Annotated in this window: 19 protein-coding genes and 4 pseudogenes (1 of these 23 only partly in view); 4 read left to right on the top strand and 19 right to left on the bottom strand. The window is 31.9% G+C overall.

Going from position 1 to position 23,511, the window contains the following annotated elements; translation table 11 throughout:
* From A3I9_RS0104400 to A3I9_RS0104340, 12 genes and pseudogenes are all read right to left on the bottom strand, one after another.
* Positions 1-242, bottom strand: a pseudogene (locus A3I9_RS0104400) (transposase) (its annotated part extends 643 nt beyond the left edge of the window); the annotation flags it as partial.
* A 502-nt stretch (positions 243-744) separates the two neighbouring features.
* Complete coding sequence (locus A3I9_RS12975) at positions 745-4,023, bottom strand: Cna B-type domain-containing protein (RefSeq protein ID WP_018377842.1); 3,279 nt, start codon at positions 4,021-4,023, stop codon at positions 745-747.
* Between the two features lie 189 nt (positions 4,024-4,212).
* Positions 4,213-4,824: a recombinase family protein gene (locus tag A3I9_RS0104390; RefSeq protein WP_018377841.1), complete on the bottom strand. Its 612-nt coding sequence runs from the start codon at positions 4,822-4,824 to the stop codon at positions 4,213-4,215.
* 281 nt (positions 4,825-5,105) lie between these two features.
* Entirely contained in the window at positions 5,106-5,735 is a 630-nt protein-coding gene (locus tag A3I9_RS0104385; protein ID WP_018377840.1) for a VOC family protein, read from the bottom strand.
* 11 nt (positions 5,736-5,746) lie between these two features.
* Entirely contained in the window at positions 5,747-6,160 is a 414-nt protein-coding gene (locus A3I9_RS13175; RefSeq protein WP_083903933.1) for a CPBP family intramembrane glutamic endopeptidase, read from the bottom strand.
* Between the two features lie 543 nt (positions 6,161-6,703).
* Positions 6,704-7,092: pseudogene (locus tag A3I9_RS0104370) on the bottom strand (MATE family efflux transporter); the annotation flags it as partial.
* A 25-nt stretch (positions 7,093-7,117) separates the two neighbouring features.
* Complete coding sequence (locus A3I9_RS0104365; protein WP_018377836.1) at positions 7,118-8,536, bottom strand: ABC transporter ATP-binding protein; 1,419 nt, start codon at positions 8,534-8,536, stop codon at positions 7,118-7,120.
* Positions 8,524-9,216 carry an energy-coupling factor transporter transmembrane component T gene (locus A3I9_RS0104360; RefSeq protein WP_018377835.1) on the bottom strand — a complete coding sequence of 231 codons (693 nt, stop codon included), beginning with the start codon at positions 9,214-9,216 and terminating at the stop codon, positions 8,524-8,526. The genes A3I9_RS0104365 and A3I9_RS0104360 overlap by 13 nt, the downstream gene beginning before the upstream one ends.
* A complete protein-coding gene (locus tag A3I9_RS0104355; RefSeq protein ID WP_018377834.1) occupies positions 9,216-9,797 on the bottom strand; it encodes an MptD family putative ECF transporter S component in 582 nt (193 codons plus the stop codon). Before A3I9_RS0104355 ends, A3I9_RS0104360 begins: the two co-directional genes overlap by 1 nt.
* 30 nt (positions 9,798-9,827) lie before the next feature.
* Positions 9,828-11,564, bottom strand: coding sequence for an ABC transporter ATP-binding protein (locus A3I9_RS0104350; protein ID WP_018377833.1), 1,737 nt, complete (start codon positions 11,562-11,564; stop codon positions 9,828-9,830).
* A 3-nt stretch (positions 11,565-11,567) separates the two neighbouring features.
* Entirely contained in the window at positions 11,568-13,481 is a 1,914-nt protein-coding gene (locus A3I9_RS0104345; protein WP_018377832.1) for an ABC transporter ATP-binding protein, read from the bottom strand.
* A gap of 113 nt (positions 13,482-13,594) precedes the next feature.
* Positions 13,595-14,200: a TetR/AcrR family transcriptional regulator gene (locus tag A3I9_RS0104340; protein WP_000332326.1), complete on the bottom strand. Its 606-nt coding sequence runs from the start codon at positions 14,198-14,200 to the stop codon at positions 13,595-13,597.
* A gap of 433 nt (positions 14,201-14,633) precedes the next feature.
* Between A3I9_RS0104340 and A3I9_RS0104330 the strand changes: the two are divergent.
* Positions 14,634-14,984 (top strand): annotated as a pseudogene (locus A3I9_RS0104330) (plasmid mobilization protein).
* A gap of 5 nt (positions 14,985-14,989) precedes the next feature.
* Positions 14,990-15,739: pseudogene (locus A3I9_RS12440) on the top strand (relaxase/mobilization nuclease domain-containing protein); the annotation flags it as partial.
* A gap of 282 nt (positions 15,740-16,021) precedes the next feature.
* Here A3I9_RS12440 and A3I9_RS0104315 read toward each other — a convergent pair.
* The 7 genes from A3I9_RS0104315 to A3I9_RS0104285 form a co-directional block, all read right to left on the bottom strand.
* Positions 16,022-16,438, bottom strand: a complete 417-nt coding sequence (locus A3I9_RS0104315) for a sigma-70 RNA polymerase sigma factor region 4 domain-containing protein (RefSeq protein ID WP_018377828.1) — start codon at positions 16,436-16,438, stop codon at positions 16,022-16,024.
* A gap of 310 nt (positions 16,439-16,748) precedes the next feature.
* Positions 16,749-17,672, bottom strand: a complete 924-nt coding sequence (locus A3I9_RS0104310) for an ABC transporter permease (protein WP_018377827.1) — start codon at positions 17,670-17,672, stop codon at positions 16,749-16,751.
* Positions 17,656-18,423, bottom strand: coding sequence for a hypothetical protein (locus tag A3I9_RS0104305; protein ID WP_018377826.1), 768 nt, complete (start codon positions 18,421-18,423; stop codon positions 17,656-17,658). Before A3I9_RS0104305 ends, A3I9_RS0104310 begins: the two co-directional genes overlap by 17 nt.
* A gap of 1 nt (position 18,424) precedes the next feature.
* A complete protein-coding gene (locus A3I9_RS12435) occupies positions 18,425-19,138 on the bottom strand; it encodes an ABC transporter ATP-binding protein (RefSeq protein WP_169333645.1) in 714 nt (237 codons plus the stop codon).
* A 19-nt stretch (positions 19,139-19,157) separates the two neighbouring features.
* Positions 19,158-19,481, bottom strand: a complete 324-nt coding sequence (locus A3I9_RS0104295; protein WP_083903931.1) for an MptD family putative ECF transporter S component — start codon at positions 19,479-19,481, stop codon at positions 19,158-19,160.
* Positions 19,420-19,713, bottom strand: a complete 294-nt coding sequence (locus A3I9_RS13805; protein WP_026217324.1) for an MptD family putative ECF transporter S component — start codon at positions 19,711-19,713, stop codon at positions 19,420-19,422. Before A3I9_RS13805 ends, A3I9_RS0104295 begins: the two co-directional genes overlap by 62 nt.
* A complete protein-coding gene (locus tag A3I9_RS0104285) occupies positions 19,698-21,818 on the bottom strand; it encodes an ATP-binding cassette domain-containing protein (RefSeq protein WP_018377823.1) in 2,121 nt (706 codons plus the stop codon). The genes A3I9_RS13805 and A3I9_RS0104285 overlap by 16 nt, the downstream gene beginning before the upstream one ends.
* 165 nt (positions 21,819-21,983) lie before the next feature.
* On the opposite strand from A3I9_RS0104285, the gene A3I9_RS0104280 reads away from it, so the two are divergent.
* Both A3I9_RS0104280 and A3I9_RS0104275 read left to right on the top strand, forming a co-directional pair.
* Positions 21,984-22,559: a TetR/AcrR family transcriptional regulator gene (locus A3I9_RS0104280; protein ID WP_018377822.1), complete on the top strand. Its 576-nt coding sequence runs from the start codon at positions 21,984-21,986 to the stop codon at positions 22,557-22,559.
* Between the two features lie 215 nt (positions 22,560-22,774).
* Positions 22,775-23,511, top strand: a 737-nt coding sequence (locus A3I9_RS0104275) for a helix-turn-helix domain-containing protein (RefSeq protein WP_018377821.1), incomplete at its 3' end; no start/stop codon positions are given.

Raw genomic sequence — 23,511 nt, 5'->3', positions numbered from 1 at the left:
CCTNNTCCNNNNAGATAATCTTGTACNGCTTGTTCTTTGANTTCTTTTGAGTANCTNNTCCAANTTNNACTTTCTNTTAGTCCTNCTANACCTAGCTGTTGGTATTTACGAACCCAAGTTCTAATGGTGGTATCACTGACGCCATATTCCCTTATTAAGCTTGAAATGGATTTCCCTTTTTCTAAATACAAGTTAACAATCTCTAGTTTTTCCTCTACTGATTTTGGACTTCTTTTTGACATACGAAAACTCCCCTTTTAGTTTCTAGTGAATTTTTGTTTTTTCACTGTCCACTATAAGGGGAGTATATCAGTCTTTACCAGACTTTATCGCTATTTATTAAGACCAGACATTTATTATATTGCTTACAATTCTTTCCCCTTATCATTGCAACTTCTCACAGTAAAGAGTATTCATTTTTCTGTTTTCCCTTATTCTAAATTAGGCCGATAGAAAAATCATGATGATTCAGCGAGCCATTCTATACCAATTCGGGATTTCTTTATTGGCATTGGATGCGTTGCTCTATCAAACTTCCCAACAAAGAGGCTGTGACAAATAGATTTTTAGTTTAGAAAATCTATAGCAATAAAGCTAATTTTCTAATAAAATCTATATAAAAACGAACAAAGACATTCTATAAACATATAAGAGATAGTCTTTGTTCGTTTTTTTGTTTTATTGTTCAGAGTTTTGTCTCAAACTCCTTCTATTATTTATGATAGGAATTTTAACATTTAAGTCTTAATTTTTTTCCTTACGTGACACAAATAAGAATCCACCAGTTAAAACAAGTACTGACATACCTGCCACAACAAACCAAGGATTGGTAGATGAACCTGTTTTTGGTAGATTTGGTTTTCTAACAGTTGTTGTTACTCGAGGCAATACGGTACTTGATGTTACTGTCGAAACCATCGTCGTCGGATGACTCGTCATTGAAGTCGTAGTCATGGACTCTGTTGTGGTCGGGCTACTTGTCGTTGAACTTGTTGTCGGAGTCTCTGTTGTGGTCGGGCTACTTGTCGTTGAGCTTGTGGTAGTTGACTCTGTTGTGGTCGGACGACTTGTCGTTGGGCTACTTGTCGCTGACGTTGTGGTCATGGACTCTGTCGTGGTTGGACGACTTGTCGTTGAACTTGTGGTAGTTGACTCTGTTGTGGTTGGACGACTTGTCGTTGAACTTGTGGTCGGAGTCTCTGTTGTGGTCGGACGACTTGTCGTTGACGCTGTAGTTGTTGACTCGGTCGTCGTTGGGGTTAACGGTGGTAGCTTTTTATTCTTTATTGTAAAGCCTGTTTGTGTGTTTCCTTCATAGGTTACTTTATACCAAGTATTTCCTATTTTTATATGCCCATTTACTTCATCGACTTCTTTTACAGTGTATTCATAGTCTTTTCCGTCTTTGTCTGTTTTAGGTAAATTCTTCCATGTATGCTCAGTTTTGCCATCTTTTAGTTCAACAGGATTTCCTTCTGCTTGTCCATTTTTAAATAATTGGAGTTTAATTGTAGGTTTTTCTCCTTCATTTTCCCAAATTTTCTTTCCTGTTATATCAATTTTTGGAGAACAGTATTTATTTGTTACAGTCAAACCATTTTCTGTTTTTATATAGTTTTTAGGAGCTTTTTCTGTAAAGACTCCGTCTTTTAACTCCCCTTCTTTAACACTATAGATATACTCTTTTCCCTCATCATTCGTCTTTGGTAATCCTCTCCATGTTACGCTTGTATCTCCATTGTGTAAAGGTTGTTCAAATAATCCCTCTACGGGTTTTGCTTCCTCTCCTTCAATATTTCTATATAATTTAAACCAGACAGTAGGTTTCTCGCTTGGTCCGCCTTCCCATTTTTTTGTTGCAGTAATATCTGTAACATCTGGAGTATTTATAATTGAAAAACCTTTTTCCATATCTCCATGATATTCAGCCTTATATCCTTTAGGCACTTCTTCTTTCACAGAATACTTGATTTCTTTTCCTTCAGAATTAAATTTTCTTAAGTTTGTAAAAGTGTGTTTCCATTCCTTGTCTTTATTTAAGACAATAGAATCTATTTCTTTATCATCTGCATATAGTTTTACAGTGCATGATTCAAGTTGGATTCCACCCCATAATTTTTTTACTGCTACATCTCTCTTAATAGGTTTATTAGTTATAGTCTGAATTGCACCTCCTGTTGGTGTTACTTTTAGGGTATACTCCTCTTCATTTAACTCGTATCCTATTGGTGCAATCTTTTCTTTAACCTTGTATTCTCCTTGTTCAAGAATTCCTGAAATCACTTCACCATTTTCACCTGTTTTAAGCTCAAATTTTTCTCCATTTGGTTTAGTAACTTCAAATACTGCATTGGCAAGTTTTGTCTTTGTGTTTTCTTCATCTACCTTTATTAACTTAATCTTACTTGCTAAATCTCCATCTCCTGTTCCTCCTGACTCGGCAGAACGGTAGCTTGCAACTATGTGTTTTTGCTGTTGAACAGAAATTAAATCAAGTTCATTTTTTAATGTGGTTCCCGGAGTATATGTTGTACGATAGCCTAAATAGTATCTATCATCTTTTCCAAGATCTCCTAATGTTAAGGTAAAGCTGTTTTTATCCGGAGATACTTGTAATTTAGATGTTAAATCTATGTTATCTTCTATTACTTTGAGTATATCTCCATATTTAGTGAATTCAACCTTCTTAAGTACGAAACTTTTATCGACGAGTTTTTCTCCTGTCTTGCTAAAATCATCCTTGATTACTACAGTGGATAACTCATCTCCTGCGTGATTTATTCTAACATGCCATACAACCTCTTTAGGATTTCCGTTTAATTTTCCTCCCCACTTACCTAAATAGTCATTCTGTAATTCGCTAGGTCCAGATATATTTACATTATCAGTTAGTACTTGAGAACCAACAGTTATTGTAAAGGTATTACTTTGATTCAATGTAATTTTATCTTTATTAAACTTAGCAGCTAAATACATCGTTCCCTTTACATTGTATTTATTTTCTACTGTTTTTGTAAAAGTAACACGGATTGTTCCCCCTGTATCATCAGGTCCCGGAGTAACATGGGCGTTAGCCACAACTATTCCTTCAGAATTTTTTAGTTCAAAATCTCTTGCTGTAGTATCTGATGGAAATTTCATTTCATCTGGGAGTTTTACATCAAAATAGTCTCCTTCATGAAGATTAGTGCCATTTTTACTTGCATCCCAATTCATCATAAGCAAGAATGTATCTGTCCAATATATATTTTGTGCTGTCGTTTGATTTACATGTTGTATTTCAAATTTTGTAATATCTACATCTACTTTTTTATTTTCCCCTACTTTTACCGATTCTACCGCATTTTTTACAAGGCTTAAGTCTATATTTTCTTCAGCCACTACTTGAAACTCGGAAAAATGATTTACCTTTGCACTTAATGTTACACGTTCTCCTAATGTTACTTTAGAATCAATTTCTCTTGAGACTCCATCCACGATATGGTAAAGTTTCAAACTTACAAATCCTTTATTTAATATTAAGCTTGATGTCTTGTCCACTGTAAAAGATACTTCAACACTTTTCCCATTTTCAGGCTGTACTTCTCTTTTGTTTGCATCTCGAAATGTAATGTCATAAGAAATTTTGTTTTTATCTCTTGATATTGGCGTAATAGAAGCAGTTGTTCCTGACAGGAAAGCTCCTTTTGGTGCATCAACTTTTATACTAAGTCCACTTTCTTCTTTAAAAGACTGTATTCTTTTACTTTCTTCTAAAGACTGTTCTTTTTTATCGCCTATTTTTTCTTGATTTGTATCCTGTAAAAGATTATCTTTGCTTTCTTCTGTAAGTAAATTAGCTTTTTCTTCTATTGTATCTTTAGGCTCTTCACCAAGTTCTTTTTGTTCTGTTGTCACCTCCTCGCTGTTTAATTTCTGAACAGAATCGTTATTGTTGGCATACACCAAACCACTATTGGCATTTGTGATAAATATATTAAAAATCATAACAAGTGCCAAAATCATACTAACCACTTTTTTCATTGTCGTTCCTCCTTTTTTGTATTGTCAAATATGGTCTATATGGTCTGAAATTTAGACTTTTTGGTCCGTATATGATATACTTACTACGTGTTTTTGTGTACTTGAAATCTTAACTTTTTAAGAAAACTATTTTTAGCTTTTTAGTTGGACCAAAAAGTCTACCTTTTGCCCCGCTTACAGGTATCTTTTTTACTGTTTAGTTGATTTTATAAATCCGTTTTCTTTTAATTTTCTTGAAAATGTCGAGTGACTTATTTTAAGCATCTTCGCTCCCTCTCTAAGAGAAATTTCTCCTTCTCTCCAAATTGTTGCAATTTCGTGAAATTTATCTGGTAATTCTCTTTTAGGTCTTCCAAACTTGACACCTTTTTTCTTTGCTTCTTTTATTCCTTCCATCTGTCTTTGATGGGTGTTCTCTCTTTCTATCTGTGCTACATATGATAAAATCTGTAAGACTATATCGGCTATAAATTTTCCTGTTAAATCACAAGTTTTTGTTCTTGTATCAAGTAGTGGAAAATCCAGTACAATAATTTCAGCATTTTTTTCTTTAGTGATAAGATTCCATTCTTTAATAATTTCATCATAATTTCTTCCAAGTCTATCTATGGATTTTATATATAATTCATCCCCTGTTTTGAGTTTTCTGATGAGCTTTTTATATTTTTTACGATTAAAGTCTTTTCCGCTTGCCTTATCAATGTATATTTGATTCATCTCAATTCCCTCTTTCAAAATAGCAGTTAATTGCCTGTCTATATTTTGTTCCCTTGTCGATACTCTTATGTATCCATATTTCATCTTTTTACCTCCAATTTGTTTTTATTTAAGATGTTATATGTAACATAAAGTAAATGTGAATTCTATGTTTATCCTTTGACTTAATATAGTTTTTCCTCTGAATTTCATAACGCTTTTGTTCTTCTTCACATAATTATAAATTTAGATTTACCATATATAATCAAAAATAAAAAGAAGTCTTTTGGATTTAGTATCCATTAGACTTCTTTTTATCTGATATTATAATATTTTTTAAACCCTTACCACATAACTATGTGTGATTTACCTAATATTCATAATGATTAATTTATTTTTTCATACTCAATATTATTTATTCCTTTTTCCTTATCATCAACTATTATTTCAAGAACATCATCGTTCATCAACTGCTTTAATATATTTGCATTGTTTTCATCAATTTTAAAAACAATTTTCTTTATTTTTCTTATCCCATTTGGATGCACAAAATCTATAGGCTTCGGATCAATGCTAAAATAGCTCATTAAAAATGGAAAATCTATCCCCTCTGGGAAAAAACATTTGTACTGTAAAACCCTATTTTTTGTATCTATTCTTTTGAGATTATTAAATAAAACTCCTTTAATCCCGTTCTTTTTTAGAAATTCAACCTCTTCGTCTAAACTTCCAAAATCTTTTTCTATACAAAATCCGCACAAGCCTTCTTCACAAGTATCCCAATAATTAAATCTTTCCATTTTTTTGTTTTTGCCAAATAATTTGCTTAATAATTTTACTATTTTAGGCATTCCTGTGTTTTGTAATAACTCAATGTAAGGTCCTTCACTAAAATAGATTAAAGCGTTGATAGGATTTTTGTTTCTCCCATACTCAACCTCAAATCCCTTATTTCTCCATTCTTTTACCGCTAACTCTAAATTATTTACCTTGTATATTATGTGACCACTTCTCATAACAAACTCCTTTATATATTATTAAGTTCTTTCTTATATTTTCTTACTAACACAAATGTTATAATTAATTCTACTACAAAAAGGACTCCCATCATAATATTAACAGCAGAATATGCTTTTCCTATTCCACTAAATAAAATATAGTCCCATAATCCATGGAAAATTACTAAAAGCCATATATTTTTTGTATATCTGTAACTAACAGCAAAAAACAATCCTGAGATAAATGTAGTTACTAATTGCATAACAACATCCAATGGAGTTAATCCCGCCAAAATATTAACTGCATGCAACAAAGAAAAAATAATTGCAGATATAAATATCCCTTTTATAAGACCTTTTTCTTCTACAGCATTAGTAAAAACTATCCCTCTATATACAAGTTCTTCATTTATCCCTACTAATAAAGCTCCTATTAATGTTATAAAAAATGAATAAGAAAATTATGCCTTTTGTATTATCGTAAATATAGAAATAAATATAACTGGTAAGAATAAAATCATGAATAGTTTATATTTAGGAGATGGATTTTTTATTTCTTTCTTATACTTATTAAAAGTTATAACAGAAAATGGTAACAGCAACATCAAAAATGGAAATAATATTGCAATATTTTTTTCATCTCCATAAGATACATTATATAAATGTTTACAAACTAACATCCCTACTGCCATTACAAATGTATAAATTATTGATATATTATAAATTTTTCTCATATATTTAGCTTAAGTTATATAACACTTAAGCAACCACCTCTCTTTCTAAATTTTCTTTTTATCTTATATTAATGTCATTTTTAGAAAAAAAATATGCAAAAACATCAAACTTATCATAAAAAGTCCTATAAAAGGTATTTCTCGATAGATGTGATTTAAAGCAGATATCTCCAACGGTAATTTTTGAAAAAGGCTTTTCATCCAATAATTCTACCAATGCACTGGCAATCTGGTCTTTTATTTCCTTCTTTGTTTTCCATTCGCACCTACCATAGATAAAAAATGTGGTGCAAGTAATATCCCTCCGACTGTAATAATTGTTGAAAATAAAATCACCCAAAACACTAAATTACCCATAATTTTATCTATTGTTTTTGATCACCTTTTCCAATAGCTCGGGATAGAACAGATGCAGAACCTACCCCAAGCAAAGTTGAAACTCCACTGTTAAAGAATGTAAGTGGCATAGCAACACCGCAAGCAGTCATTGCTGTCTGCCCTATTATTTTCCCAGCAAATATTCCGTCCATCAAAGGATATAAAACGATTACTATCATTCCAATAACAGCGGGAATTGATAGCTGAAAGAGTAAATCTATTGGTCTTTTGGTTAATAATTGTTCTTTCATATCTTGTTTCATAAGCACCCTCCCTCTCTAATGATTATTACTTATTTATATTATCACGCTTATTAGCATTATCTATTGCTTCAAATTCTTCTAAATTAAGTATTGCATCCGCCACCTCATTTAAAAATTCAGTGTCATGAGATACTATGAATATGATGTTTTTTTCATTACTCATTTCTTTAATCAGATTTGCAATTTTTATCATATTGTTATAATCCATTCCACTCGTTGGCTCATCGAAGTACACGAAGGAAGAATTTTTGCAAATAACAGAAGCAATTGCCACTCTTTGTTTTTGTCCACCTGATAAACTCATAGGATGTCTAGACTTTAACTCATTGAGTCCTAAACCTAAAAGAATTCTGTTTATTTTTTCTTTACTTAAATCCTTAACCCCTAGTTGTAATTCTTCCTCTACAGATTCTGTAAAAAGCTGATGATTAACATCTTGCATAACTAAACTGGAGTTTTTTATTCTTTCTTTTTCACTTAATTTTTGACATTCAAAAGTAATTTCACTTTTATCTTTTTTATTTAACCCTGTTATTTCACGTAAAAAAGTTGATTTGCCACACCCATTTCTTCCAACAATACCGTAAATCTTTCCCAAATTGAAAGATACGCTATCAAGCCTAAGCTGGCATTTATCTTCAAAATCAATATTCATTGTTTGAATTGTGAAATCCTTGCCGCTAGGTCTTTGACTTTTAGTTAAGGGTATTTTTTCCCTTGAACGAAGTCCACACTTAATCAAATATTCACTTGGCAAAGATAAAAATTCTTTCTTACTAAAAATTCGCTTTATTTTCCCCTGTTGAATCAAATACACACGGTCTATCAATTCCATTAAATAATAAATTCTATGCTCTGATAGAATAAGTGTTGCCTTTTTTTCTTTTAATATCTCCAACATTTTTGTAAGAACATCAATATGCTTATCATCTAAATTTGAGGATGGTTCATCAAGAACTATAATTTTACACCCTGAAATATAGCAAGAAGCAACACATAAAATTTGCTTTTCACCTCCAGATAATTCAAAAATATTTCTTCCAAGTAAATGTTCTATAGGAAAAATTTTTAACATTTCTTTCATACGAACATCCATTTCTTCTGGTGATACTCCAATATTTTCTAAATAAAATAGTAGCTCAAGTGTTGTATTTACATTGAAAAAATGAGTTTTTGGATTCTGAAAAACACTCGCTATAATTAAAGATATTTCATATAGTTCTAAATCTTTTATTTCTTTATTATTTACCTTAATGTTTCCTTCAATACTAGCATTTTCAAAGGCAAAAGCTAATCCATTGATTGAATTTATAATAGAAGATTTACCACTACCACTTTCACCAGTAATTAAAATACATTCTCCTTCATTGGCGATTAGAGAAATGTCATCTAACACCTTTTTGTTTCCCTCATAGGATAACGAAAGATTTTTTATTTCAAGCATAACCACCCTCCTATAACTATTATTGTCATCGTCATAGCATAAATAAAATCAATTACACCAACTCCTACTCTAATATATCTTGTCTTTTTTATAGGGTTGGCAATACATTTTGTTTCTGCCGCCTTTGATATATCATCTGCAATATTTGACGAAATAATTAAAAGAGGTACAGCTACATACTCTAAGTATTTCAAAGGATTTTTTGTCTCTATCCCTCTTATTTTCATTGCCATTTTTATATGATTCTTTTCTTCAACAAAAGACGGAAAAAAGCGAAACATAACTGCAACAGGTATGGATATAGCACTCGGTATTTTTAAAACATCCATAGATGAAATAATACTTCCAACATCTGATGTTTTAATTAAAAAATTCCCTGCAGCATATGGAATATAAAACATACGCAGCACAAAAATTAAAGAAAAAAACATTTTTATAAAAAATGGTAATTGAGCTAATATTTTAAAATTAGGAGCAAGAAATAAAACTCCGAATATAATGACATTTTTTAACGCTTCTTTTTTTAATCCATTCATCAAATACATGATAGAAATTACCAATATAACCAACCACTCCAAAACAGGATGTATTGAATGTACAACAGTCAATCCCAACAATCCCACAACGAAAAACTTCGTTATGGGATTTGGGTTTAGGCTATTTTTCTCCACAGACCACATTAAACGATACCCGCTTTGTTAAAGTGTTTCTTAAGAAGTGCCTTTCCAATATATGCTCCAATTATTCCACCAACAAGAGCACCAACATAAACTATTGCCATATGTGGATAAGTGATTAACTTTTCTAAAGCATTCACATATTCTTTGCCCATCATCATTGATAATTCAACATATTTTTCTTTTGCCCATAGCATTTGCATAAGTGAGCCACAAATCCATGTATTAAAAATTGCAAAGGCAAACACATTGTATTTAAAAGAATTATATCCGCCCGCTTTTCTTATCATTTCAGCAATAAACATAACGACAATAGCATGAACTGCTATTACATAGGTATGCCCCATAGCAAACATCAATAATGGGGATAGTATCCCTAATATAAATAAGCCCCAAGATTTTTGAACCTTTGCCATAAATAACATAATAATTGTACCTGTCACAATACCAAGAAGAGTTGGATATACTAAGAATAAAATAGGTACCATTCCTATCATTCCCACACCGAACATTACTACAAAATAGATAACTGCAAATACACCAATGGTTACTAAATCTTTGATCTTTAGTTTATTTTCTCTCATTTTCTTCCTCCTAATAAATTTTTCTAATTTCTATAATGTCCAATTGGCTGCACGTTCTCGTGCCTGTATAAACGATGAGTAAATTCCTTCCTTGCAAATCAAGTCACTGTGATTTCCTGCTTGCACCAATGTACCTCCATCAATTACTAAGATTTGATCAGCTTTTTTCACTGTAGAAAGCCTGTGTGCTATAGAGATAACAGTATGCCCTTTCGATAATTCTTCAATAGCAGCCAAAATCTCATATTCATTTTCAGGATCAACAGAGCTTGTCGCCTCATCTAAAAGAATAATCGGTGCATTTTTCAGTAACGCTCTCGCAATAGAAACTCTCTGTTTTTCTCCGCCGGAAAGAGAACTTCCCCCTTCGCCTACCATAGTATTATAACCGTCGGGAAGTTCCATAATAAATTTATGACAACGAGCCTTTTTAGCAGCTTCTACTACTTCTTCATGACTTGCATCAGGATTTGCAAATCGAATATTGTTTTCTATGGTATCTCGGAAAAGATAAACATCTTGGAAAACAAGGGAAAGATTTTTCAGTAAATTTTCTGCTTTATAATCTCGTATATCCTTATTTCCCAATCTTATTTCACCACTGTCAACATCATAAAAACGAGATATTAAATTGATAATTGTAGTTTTTCCTGAACCGGAAGGGCCTACAATAGCTGTCCTCGAACCTTGAGGAATCGTAAATGAAAGGTCTTTTAAGACAGGATTTCTCTTATCATAAGCAAAGTTCACCTTGTCAAATACAATATCATTGTTTTTCATAACTTCTAAAGTCCCGTCACTTATTTCAGGAATATCTAAAACTTCCTCCAAATACTGCATATTGGCGGGATTTTTAACCATCAGAATAGCTGCGTTCTCAAGTTGTTTTAAGCCTCCGAAAATCATAAAACCGGCAGCCGAAACAGTGAGTGCTTGCGGTAATAAAACCTCTCCTTTCGTATAAAGATAACAAGAAAATAGTGTAACCAAGAGGCTCGAAAGATTGATAACAGTAGAAAAAATTCTTGCATAAACAACAAAAATCATCTCAAAATGTACTTGAGTAAGTCTAAGCTCCTCAGAAGCATTTTTCAATTTAGAATGTATTTCCTCCTCAACGCTCTCGTTCACAAGCGGAAAACTTCGAAGCACAGGAATACCGCTGATACTGTCGACTAAAGCATCTCCCAACTTGGTAATGGCAGTATGTTCACGTGCAATTTCTTTTTTTGCTTGATTAGTCATAAGTAATACGCAAAGCCAAATAAAAATTAAGCAAATCAAAGTTAAAATTCCGATTTTAATATTTACACCGAACATTCCAATCAATAAGAAAAATGATATTGAAATTCCGGAAACAGCAAAGTCTATGCTCATTGCAGAGTAGTTTTCAAGACTCTTCATAACATTTGTAAATGCTGCCATAATTCTTGATAAACTTTGTTCTGCAAAATATCCCATAGGTGCTTTTTTAAGTTTTTCTCCGACTTCAAGTCTGTAATCTTTGAAAATTCCGAAGAAAACACCGTCACTGAGTCCACTTTTCGCCCAACCTGTAAGAAAATTGAAAAGAAAAGATGCAAACAATACTCCAAAAATAGTCCAAATATGTCCGACAGTAATTTCTTTCATCCAACCGAATGCAAGGAATAGAGCGAAAAATCCAAACAATACGGAAGCGTTTTGAAGAAAAATAAGTAACATTCCCGCTTTAAGTCGATTTTTATACTGTCCGGCTAATTTAAATGATAATTTTATAAACTGCATATTCTACTCCTTTCCTAAATATTGTTTCCAAAGGCTTGCATAGAGTGGTTCTTTCATAAGTTCATCGTGTTTACCCTTAGCTATAATTTTACCTTTGTCAATTAAGATTATTTGATGCACCTGCTTAATTGTATTTAATCTATGAGCAACCATAACAAGATTTTTTCCCTTTACAAGATGAGATAACGCTTCTTGAATTAGCGCTTCATTTTCTGGATCGGCATATGCTGTTGCCTCATCTAAGACAATTGTTGATGCAGGCTTCAAAATTGCTCTGGCAAGAGTTATTCGTTGCCTCTCACCACCTGACATCGCTCCACCTGCTTCCCCTGCTTTAGTGTCATACCCTTCGGGAAGTTCCATAATAAAATTATGACAATGCGCAGCTCTTGCCGCCGCAATAATTTCATCCTCACTCGCTTGAGGTTTGCCAAGCCTTATATTATCCCTAATACTCACGTCGAATAAAAAATTATCTTGTGATACAAAAGAAATTTCTTCTGCAAGCTGTTTAAATGAGATTTTATTTGTATCCACACCGCCAATAGAAATTGTCCCCGATGACTGATCCCAAAAACCTGCTAAAAGCTTTGCAATGGTGGATTTTCCTCCTCCTGAAGGTCCTACAAGTGCAGTTACTTCTCCAGGTTTTGTTTCAAAAGAAATGTTATGCAATACCTCAGTTCCATCATGATAAGAAAAACTTACATTATCAAACGTAATTCCCTTATTCTTGTCTATATTAACTTTATTTTTTGAATCAGGACGTTTTTGAACAGGCATATCAATGAGTTCTTGTATGGATATCCAAGTATTGGAAGCCATTTGGAAGAGTTCAAAGCTCATCATGATTGCAAAAGTCTGTGGAAGAATACTAATAGGCAATATAAGTGATAAAATCAGAGTTTCTATACCTATTTGTCCGTTCCCATATAAATAAAAAGCTAAAGGCATACTAACTATCTGCGGTGTCATCATTGCCGCAGTCATCAGCGCTTTGCCAAACCAACTTTGTTTCCACCACTTCATAGTAGAGAAATGATAGAATTTTACTGCGTCTGCAAATTTTCCATAAGAAACTTTATCTTGTGCAAAAGCTTTGATTACAGGAATCCCACGAACATATTCAGCACTTCTGTCCGCAACATTAGCATAACTTGATAACCACACAGCCATCCTGCTACGATACTTGTACATCATAGTAGCCATTCCGATAAAAGCAATTGGCAATGGCACAAATATTGATAATCCTATACGCCAATCTAATAAAAATAAAATTATTATACAAAGTATCGGATGTAAAAGTTTGCTAGGTAACTCTGGCATAATATGCGCTACCCAATCTTCCATATCCGCTACTCTATCCATGATAATCACCTTAATTTTGCCAACAGGATTGTCGACCAAGTAACCCATTGGAATTACCTTCAATTTTTCAAATAAAGTCTGTCTAAGTTTTGCAAGTATAGAAAATGATATTTTATGTGAAATGGTTGTACTAAATCCTGTAAATATAAAATAAAGTAGCAATGAACCTACTGCCAAAAGAGCATATTTAAGAAGTGCATCAAAATCTACAGGATTATCTCCTGAATTTTTTATTAACCACCCTGCCGCATACGCACTGAAGAAATAAGTAGAAAAACTAAAAAGCTCTCCAATACAAGCAAAAATAACAGAAAGTCGCATCCTATTCTTATACTCCGGAGCTACACTCATAAGCGCTTTATTTAATTCACCTATACTTATTTTGGGTTGTTTTTCACTTTGTTCAACATCACTTTCAATTCGTTGCATAATCTCACTAGGAACATCAAGATTTAGACTTTCTATTTCTTTTACTAAATTTTCATTTCCCTTAGACTGCTTGATTCCCGGAGTAGAATCAAGCAATTCATTATTATGTTTTTTCTTCATTAACCTTTCTCCTTTCAGTTAGCAATCACTAACCATTGACTATAAAAAAATTCTATTGGTCATATCATAGCTAATAATGAGCATCTTAACTGGACTTAGAAATATCAATTATTTTATAAAACCTTATTATATCCCTCTCCATTTTCTAATATGCAAATAAACATTTTTTCTAAAATTTTTCTATTTTTTTTGAAATTTTCTCTAGCTTCAAGAACATCAGAGCCAAGAATCATTGCATTAACAAAATCTGTTATAAATTGAAATGTATCGCAATTAGTTAACCAATTTGGAGTATCTCCAAAAATTTTCTTTAAACTTTCTTTTGCTTGCTCTTGCAACTCAACAAAAATTTCATTAAGTTCAGGCTTTCTTTTTTTTGCAATTAAAAACTCAATGTAAAGCGGCATATAAGGATTTTCATCAATCACTTTATCCACCAATTCTTTTGCTATAAACTCTACACTAGCAATTTGTTTTTTTATTCCAATATGTTCTTTGATAATTTCACTTCTATACTCATTACCAAAAATCATAATATCTTTAAAAATTTCAATGACACTTCCATAATAGTGGTAAACTCCCCCTTTAGATAAACTTGTACCAGCAATAATGTCTTCCATAGTTGTCTTTTCAAAGCCTTTTTCTAGGATAACCTTAGTCGCTGAATTCATAATTTCTTTTTTTCTTTCCATTTCGCTCAATCTTTTAGCGGCACACATTTTTCCTACCTCCTTACCGACGTAATCGTCGGTAATTTATATTATATACCAGTTAGCCTCGTCTAACAAGTCTTTTTGATAATTATTATCATAAAATAAGGCAGAAAAATTCTACTTTGCCTCCAACGCTTATCTTTAGCTTAATTTTAATTATTCTCTAAACTTTTAATATCTTATTTCTCATCTTAATAAAAATAAGTTTTTATAAATAGTTTATAAATCACGCTGACTTTATTTCTCTATTTTGATATAATCAAGAAATAAATCAAATAGACGCTTAATACTTATCTTTTGTAGCAAGCACAGTAAGTGTACGGACACTTACGAAAAATTGATGAAGCAGCCCTCTGGGATCTGCTTCTTTTTTTATCAATTTTTAGCTTGTTAGGGAGAACCCTAAGACCCCGAAATACACCTAAAGGAGGATTTACCTATGGCAAATAGAATACGAAACAAAAGACTTGAAATTAAATTAACCGAAGAAGAAAAGGCTCTTTTGGAGGAGAAAAGAAAACTTGATAAGTGAAGAAACATGAGTCATTTTATTCGCAAATGTGTTTTAGAAAAAGAAATTTATCAAGTGGATTTAGAGCCGTTTAGAGATTTACAAGGCTTGCTTTCCAATGCTACAAACAACATCAATCAGATTGCAAAGCGTGTAAATTCTACCGGCGTAATCTACAAGGATGATATAAATGATATGAAAAAAGAGATTGAACATTTTTCAAAAGAACTATGGCAAATACATTCACTACTGCTTAACAGGACTTCAGGAGGTGATTAGTTTTTATGGCTATTACAAAAATACACCCAATAAAATCGACTCTTAATCTTGCTATCGACTACATTGTAAATGGAGATAAAACAGACGAGCAACTTTTAGTAAGCACTCATAAATGCCACGAATCAACTGCTCACACTCAGTTTTTAAGGACACGAAATGATGCTGGAACAAAAGGAACTGTTATTGCAAGACATCTCATTCAGTCCTTTTTACCGGGAGAAACTACGCCTGAAATGGCACACCGAATCGGTATGGAGCTGTGTAAAAAGATACTCAACGACGAGTACGAATTTGTCTTATCTACCCACATAGATAAAGGGCATATCCACAATCACATCATCTTCAACAATGTAAATTTGGTAACGGGTAGGTGCTATCAGTCTAACAAGAAAAGCTATCACCAAATCCGTTATCAGAGCGATAAATTATGCAAAGAAAATAACCTATCTGTGATTGATGAGTTCTACGAGTGCTACAAGAGAAAGTACAAAACAAATGGTAAATCATGGTATGAAAATGAACAATCTAAAAAAGGTACTTCTTGGAAAAGCAGGCTTCAATTTGACATTGATCGTCTAATAAAACAATCTAAGGATTGGGAAGAATTTCTAAAGAAAATGGCGGATCTCGGCTATGAAATCAAGTATGGCAAACACATTGCTTTTAAGCCAAAAGATAAGGCGAGATTTACCAGAGCCAAAACAATCAGAGAAGATTATACTGAAGGGAGATTAAAAGAACGCCTTGCAGAAAGAGTATGGAATTTATATGGGTAAGGAGATAGAGAGATAACCATATCCTCTATTCAATCGAAGAAATATCTATAACATTTTCTTCTCCAAAAAAATCTTTTGCTTTCCCCAATATGTCAGAATCATTAGTAGGCATATATATTATTAAATTCTTTTTTGCTCTCGTTATACATACATAAAATAATTTTTTTGTTCTTAGTTGAACATTAGAATTTGAAGATCCCTTTCCAAACAATGTATTAAAATCGTAAGTACCTTTTTTGACACTTAACCTTTCATCATTTTTTAGATTTTATCTTCTAAAATTTTTCTCAGTTTTTCTAAAATTCTATCCCTCCTCCCGCTGATTGCTTGATGTGTAACTTTCTCTTTTCTGCTGATTGACCTTAGACTTTCTTCTCTGTAGAATATGGCTTCCATTAACTCTCTTTCTTCTTTTGTTAGTGTGGCTAATGCCTTATGCAGTTCTTCAATCTGCATTTTGACTTCTACAATTTTTTCCAAGTCTATTCTTTCATCTGTTATTGTTTCTACAAAGTGTCCATCATGATCCAGTGCTGAAAATGGAATTACATTATGCTTCCAATCTTTTCTTTGGAGATACTTTTCATGCTCTGTTATTTTCCAGTAGGCTTTATAGACTTCTTCACTTACAGGTACCGCTTTGCCTTTTACATAAAGGTAGTATTCTTTCTTATCCATGGTGTGTTCCTCATTTTTAAGTTCTCTGTTTTGCTTTTTGAGAATAAAAAAGGAGGACTTCTACACTTTGGCGTAAAATGTCCTCTCGGCTTAAAAACTAATGTTTTATATAATTTTCTATTTTGTTGTTTCTGGTAAAGTATTATTGCTGTGTGTAAGCAATTCCAAGCATAAAAAAGGATAAATGTATCTTATATGAATAACAGAATTTAGTGTTCCCATTATTTATCCCTCCATTGCTTTGCTACATATTTTCCCCTCCTGATTTTTTAATTATTAGTAAAATTTTAGTCATTTCACAACAAGTATTTCATCTCTGTTTACTTAGTAACCTTATTCCATACATTCCAAACATTGCGGAAAATATACACATTAATAAAATTGGTACTGTATCAAATTTCCCACTAATAACAGATTTTTGAAGATAATAAAGAGGTGATATATGACCAACAAGCTTCATCCAATTCGCCATATATTCAACCGGAAACAAAATCCCGGAAAATAATCCTAACGGAAATATAATTCCTGTTGAAATTGTCCAGATATATCCTTCATTCTTCATAATTGCCGATAAGAAAATATATAACCCTGTTGAAATAAATAGCGTAAAAGTAAACAATATACCTAGTTGAAGAATATTTGATTTTCCTAAATCAAACCCGGCGTATTTGTAAAACAAAAGTATCAGAAAATTCGCAATCTCATATACAAATATGATTGCTAAACTTTTGCCTAGTATATATGAACTAAGTTTTGTTTTAGAATTTTTAACTCTTAAAATAATTCCATTTCCTTTTTCACTAATCAAAACTGTGGCAAGCAAACCAGCAGCCGTCAATAGTTTAAACAATATAATACCTACGGAATAACTAAGTTTCGGTCTTTCGTTAAAGGCTCCATTTGTGGAATTGCCATTTTCAATCATAGGTATTAACGGATTATTAGAAATACTGCTGTAATATTGCAGGACATTTCCTTCTTTGTCTGTCTTTAGCACTAGAGTTCCTTGTGACAGTCCGAGAAAATAATCCTTTTCATCTGCTTCAAGCTTCATCATTTTAACACTTGCAATATTAGGTGCTTTTTCTCCGATATATCCAACAACAGGAATATCGGAATATGCAAGAGTCATACTAACAAGTAAAATCATTATGACAGGCATAATCACCATAGAAGAAATGAAGCCTTTAGTGTTCTTTAGAATTTTAAATGTGAACTTAAATGCTTGCCCCATTTTTCAACCTCCTTACCATTAAGAAAATAAACAGTAATGTAAATACTAGAATGGTTGAAATCCATATAAACAAATCATTTCCCCAATTTATATGAATTAAGTCTTTAAATATCAATTTATTTGCCATTGTTAAAGGAGATATGTACATAAGTACATTCATGAACTTTGTATTTGACAACACAGAAGTTAAACTCAAGGCTCCTCCCAAATACCCCATTAGCATAACAATCATTAAGACAGTATTTGACAACATTGCTCTGTTATAAACTAAAATCCCTACAAACAATCCAAAACTAATACTAACAATTGGAATACTTAAAAAGATACATATAGACTTTATTGGAAAACTAATATCAAATAATATCCAATATCCAATTACATTAAATAAAATCATGATAAGTGAAAAAGCATAATGTGTAAAAAATTTTATTAAAATAAAATTACCTTTACTCACAACCCTATCCCATACATGCAGTTTTCTTTCTTCAAAAATGCTAAGTCCTGCTAAAATCGCACACATCATAAGCATAAAATTAAGTTCACTAACTGCAAACTGCGACTTTGAATTCAATAACATTCCATTATACAAGATAACTTCTTTTGCAGTATTTACTGCTGTTGAATTTTGAAAATGCTGTGATAAATAATTCTTTGTACCCTCACTCATAATAAAAGTAAGAAATAATGGTAAGAACATAATGATAATATATACCGGATTTTTGATAATCCCTTTTATTTCTTTTTTAAGCATATCATTCACCATCCTTACGCAAAACTTTTACAAAAACATCTGATAAATCTGCCTTTCTATCCTCTTCATCTGAAATTTCCTTGATAAGTTTCTCCGTTTCCCCTTCCAAAACAAGCTTTCCTTTATCTAAAAATAATATTCTGTCACAAAGATATTCAACCTCATCCAAATAATGAGAAGTATAGATGATATTTAATCCATTCTTTTTCAATTCTTTGAGATATTCTAATATTTCCTTTCTGGAAATCGGATCAATTCCTACACAAACCTCATCACATATTAGAAGTTTAGGATTATGCACAAGTCCAGTTATCAGATTTAATTTTCTTTTCATTCCACCGGATAAATCACTTGCTTTAGTTGATATTTTTTCCTTAAGTCCCACTTTTTCAATCAATGTAATGCTCCTGTCTTTTGCTTCTTTTTTATCAATTTTGTATATTGAAGCAAAAAACAACATATTATCCATTACTGAAAGCTCAGGATATATGGCAAGTTCTTGAGGAACATAGCCAATATCCCAAATACTTAAATCTGCATAATTAAGCTCTCCTTCAAAGGATAGATTTTGAGTAATGCAATTAATCAGTGTGCTTTTACCGGCACCATTAACTCCTAATATCCCGTAGACATTTCCGTTTTCAAAATCATATGAAAAATCTATAAGAGCAAGAAATTTTTTATATCTCTTTGTTATATGTTTTAGTTCAATCACCAAAATATCCTCCTAATATCTAAAAATGTTTTTTGCAGAAATTTTTGGAAATATAAGTTCCTATAAATGCAACAACTACAATAGCTATTGCAATTATAGCCATCATCGGCATTGTCTTAAGTTCTTGCATTTTCATTGCATAGTCTTGTCCATACATTTGCTTAATCATTTCTAATTGCTGCTCTTTCGTAATTATATAAGGAATTATAGTGCCACCTATATAATGGGAAAGCATCGCTACAACAAATGATAAGCTCAAACCTTTAAATCTATTTTTGGTTTTAGCTAATATAAATTCTGCAATAATTCCCGCGATAGCCATCATTCCAATGTAATAAGGCATAATTCCACCCAATCCCCATTAAACAATAAATCAATATTGCGCATTTCTTTTGAACTTTAGCCCCTGTCAATATAAATGGTAATGCTAAAAATAAGCTTTGTACAATCGGTGAAATTAAAATTGTATACGGTGTAAATAAGAAAGGCATTGGTATCAAATACATAAATGCAATTCCCAACACTGAAAACGCTGCTACTAATACTAAATCTTTAATTCTTAATTTATTATCCATTTTATTCCTCCTGTAATTAAAAATGTATAAATCAATATATACACTGCAGATAACATATAATCGGTAATTTTGAAATTGACCTCTGTCAATAACGTTCTTTCTTTACCTATCACCATTCCTTTTGTTTCAATCCCTAAAGATAAATTTTCTGCACTTCTTATTAAACTAAAAACAACTGGTACAATGATAAATCTCCAAATTGCTACGGGATTTTTATTTTTAATAAGCTTTCTGGTTTTAAGACTCATGTAAGCTATGGAAAGATCATTCTTCATTGATGGAAACAATCTTATGAACGAGATAATCGGTATAAGGATGTAATCTGTCAACTTTATTTTTTCTAAGGCTTCTATAATTGTTAAAAGCTTTGTGCTTGCTGTTAAATTTCTTAAGGTGTAAGCACATAACATACCTCTTACAATAAAAATCTCAATAAAAGCCTGATAATATAATGGACAAAATGTCTTTAGCTTACTTATTACGAAATAGATACCTGCCATTTTTATTGAAAGCATATAATTTTTATTAAATAAAAATACTATAACTACTATCCCCATTAAATATATTGAGCTTTGATTTGACGGATAAAAGAATATCGCATTGGCAACTGTAAAAAAAACAATCAAATTTATAATGGGATTAACTTTTGAATATTCTGTTTTTTCTATAGAATTTTTATTTTTTACACTTCTTACGGATTTAAGCTTATCTATCATTTCACTAAAATCATTTTGATTAATAAGCCTTCTGTGTGCGGTTACTTTTCCACCTTCCAAAAGAATATATTCATCAGCGACCTTTGATAAAAGTTCTAAATCATGCGAAATTAAAACAACAATTTTTCCTTCTTCTTTCATCTTCTTTATTAATTCACAAATACAATTCATTCTGTTAAAGTCTAACCCGCTGGTAGGCTCATCCAAGATTACAATTTTATTATTGCTTATATATGCCAAAAGGACTGCCAACCTTAAAACCTGACCTCCGGAAAGCTTAGACGGATGACGATTTTCTAAGCCAACCATATCCAACATTCTAAGAAGATTATGAATTTCTAAATCACTTAATTTTTTATTTTGAAGAAAAATTTCATCTTTTACTGAAGCTGTAACCATCTGATGATAACTATCTTGCATACAAAAATATGAATTACTTATTCTCTCTTTTCTTGAAAAAATGTTATTATCAAAGGCAAAAACAGCTTTTTTATTATCAATCAATCCTGCGATTAACTTACCTAATGTACTTTTACCTGAACCATTCCTCCCTATAATTGCTGTTACCTTATTGGATTTAATTGATAAAGATATATTATTCAGAATATCTTTATCCTTGATGCTATAATTAAGATTTAAAATTTCCAATGTATCATTTGTTTTTTTACCAAAATGTGCTTGATTGTTTGAGAAAGCTATATTTTCACTTCTAACTTCAAATCCATTGCCATTTATTAACGTTCCATCTTGCATTACATAAACCTTATCACATACATCTTTCAGATAACCAACCCTGTGTTCCGCAATAATTATTGTTACATTATTCTTTTTAAGTTCATTGATATGACTTTTTAATTCATCTATTTCATTAATATCTAAATTTGCAGTAGGTTCATCCATAACAATTATTTTAGGAGCTTTAATATAGGAACTTAAAACACTGAGTGTTTGAGACTCTCCACTTGATAAATTCAAAATATTTTCGTGTAATAGCAATTCAGAATATCTATCTTTTAGTAAAGTGAATTTATCGTCTATTTCTGCCTTGCTTTTTCCGATACATTTTGAAGAGTATTTACATTCATCATCAGCATTAGAAAATAAAAATCCGTTTTTAGGATTTTGCAAAATACTACCAACATACTTTGAATTAAGTCCGACAAAACTATTTTCATAACCATAGAAATCTGTCTTAAAACTGCCTGTAGCTGTTCCTTGAAATACACTGGGGCAAAGTCCATTTATAATCCTTAATAATGTAGTTTTCCCACAACCACTAAGTCCTGTAAAAACTACACATTCGCCTGTTTGTATTTTTAAATTTATATGCTTCAAAGTCGGATTTATTTCTCCCTTATAGGTGAAAGAAAAATCCTTAAACTCTATCACGTTTTCACCCCTTTCTCAGTGAATATTTTGCATTTTTTATTCATTGAGGTAATTATAGCACCCACTTTTAGAAAAGTCAATGAATATAATTGTTTTTAGATTCATTGACTTTATCTTTCATACTTGCTAAAATATAAGTATAATTTTTCGATAGGAGATGAAACAATGCCTGCTAACTTTACAAAAGAAGAAAGAGCTACTTTAATAAGAAAATTCTATAAGCAAGGATATATTCTTCTAAAAAAATTCGGATATAAAAAATTAAAGATTGTTGATATTGCTTCCTCTGTAGGAATAGGTACAGGAACTTTCTATAATTTTTTCAAAAGTAAAGATGAATTTATTATTTGGCTTATAAAGAAAAGAAAAGATGAAACAATAGAACAATTCTTATCATTATCTAAAGAATATCCAAATGGAATTCCAATGTCAGCTTTTGAACAATTTTTATTTGATACAATTTCATACAACAATATTTACAGATGCCTTACTCAAGATGACTATAATATACTACAAGAAAAATATGCACTTCTTGATAATCGAAATGAAAAAATAGAAGAAAATGCTAAATTTATGATGAATAAGCTGGCAACCACCAAATCTATTGATGATTTTTTTCTGTTCTCAGAAGCTTATACAATCATCATTATAGGTACTTCGGATTTGAATAAATTAAATTCTAATCTTACCAATACGGTACTCAAAACACTTATTCATTCAGCCTGCCAGCTTCTCTACTAATATGTGATGACATTGCTTATCTCATTTGGTATAATAAATTACAAATTTAAAACTCGCTTAACGCTTAATCTACAAATCATTCTTTTGTAGCAAGCACAGTAAGTGTACGGACACTTACGAAAAAATTGATGAAGCAGCCCTTCGGTGATATACTCCCCTTATAGTGGACAGTGAAAAAACAAAAATTCACTAGAAACTAAAAGGGGAGTTTTCGTATGTCAAAAAGAAGTCCAAAATCAGTAGAGGAAAAACTAGAGATTGTTAACTTGTATTTAGAAAAAGGGAAATCCATTTCAAGCTTAATAAGGGAATATGGCGTCAGTGATACAGCCCTTAGAACTTGGGTTCGTAAATACCAACAGCTAGGTATAGAAGGACTAAAAGAAAGTCAAACTTGGACGAGGTACTCAAAAGAAATCAAAGAACAAGCCGTACAAGATTATCTATCTGGACGAGGAAGTTTGGAGACAATCATTGAAACTTATCACATATCGTCTGGAAGTGTTCTCGAAAAGTGGATAAAGCGGTATACTAGTGGTAAAGAAATCAAAGCTACTAGTAAAGGATTAAGTCGTATGAACCAAGGACGAAAAACCACTTTTGAAGAACGTGTGGAGATTGTCAACTTCACTATTGCTCATGATAAGGACTATCAGGCAGCGATTGAGAAATATGGTATTTCCTACCAACAAGTTTATTCCTGGGTGAGAAAGTTTGAGAAGGACGGTAGTCAAGGACTCCTAGATCGCAGAGGTAAAGGGTTAAACAGTAAACCGAACCTTACCCCAGAAGAAGAATTACAGCTCAAAATCAAGCAACTAGAAGAGCGCAATCGTTACTTAGAGATGGAGGTAGGGCTGCTTGCAGTTGCTTGTTGCCAATCGTGTCGTCACCCTGTTCCTAACGCTTGGACAAGCCTTGCAGGGCTATCCGTAACTCGCTTTGCTTCGAA

The organism is Streptococcus ovis DSM 16829 (assembly GCF_000380125.1).
In the GTDB taxonomy this organism is placed as follows: Bacteria; Bacillota; Bacilli; order Lactobacillales; family Streptococcaceae; genus Streptococcus; species Streptococcus ovis.
This window is presented reverse-complemented; position numbering and strand designations above follow the sequence as displayed.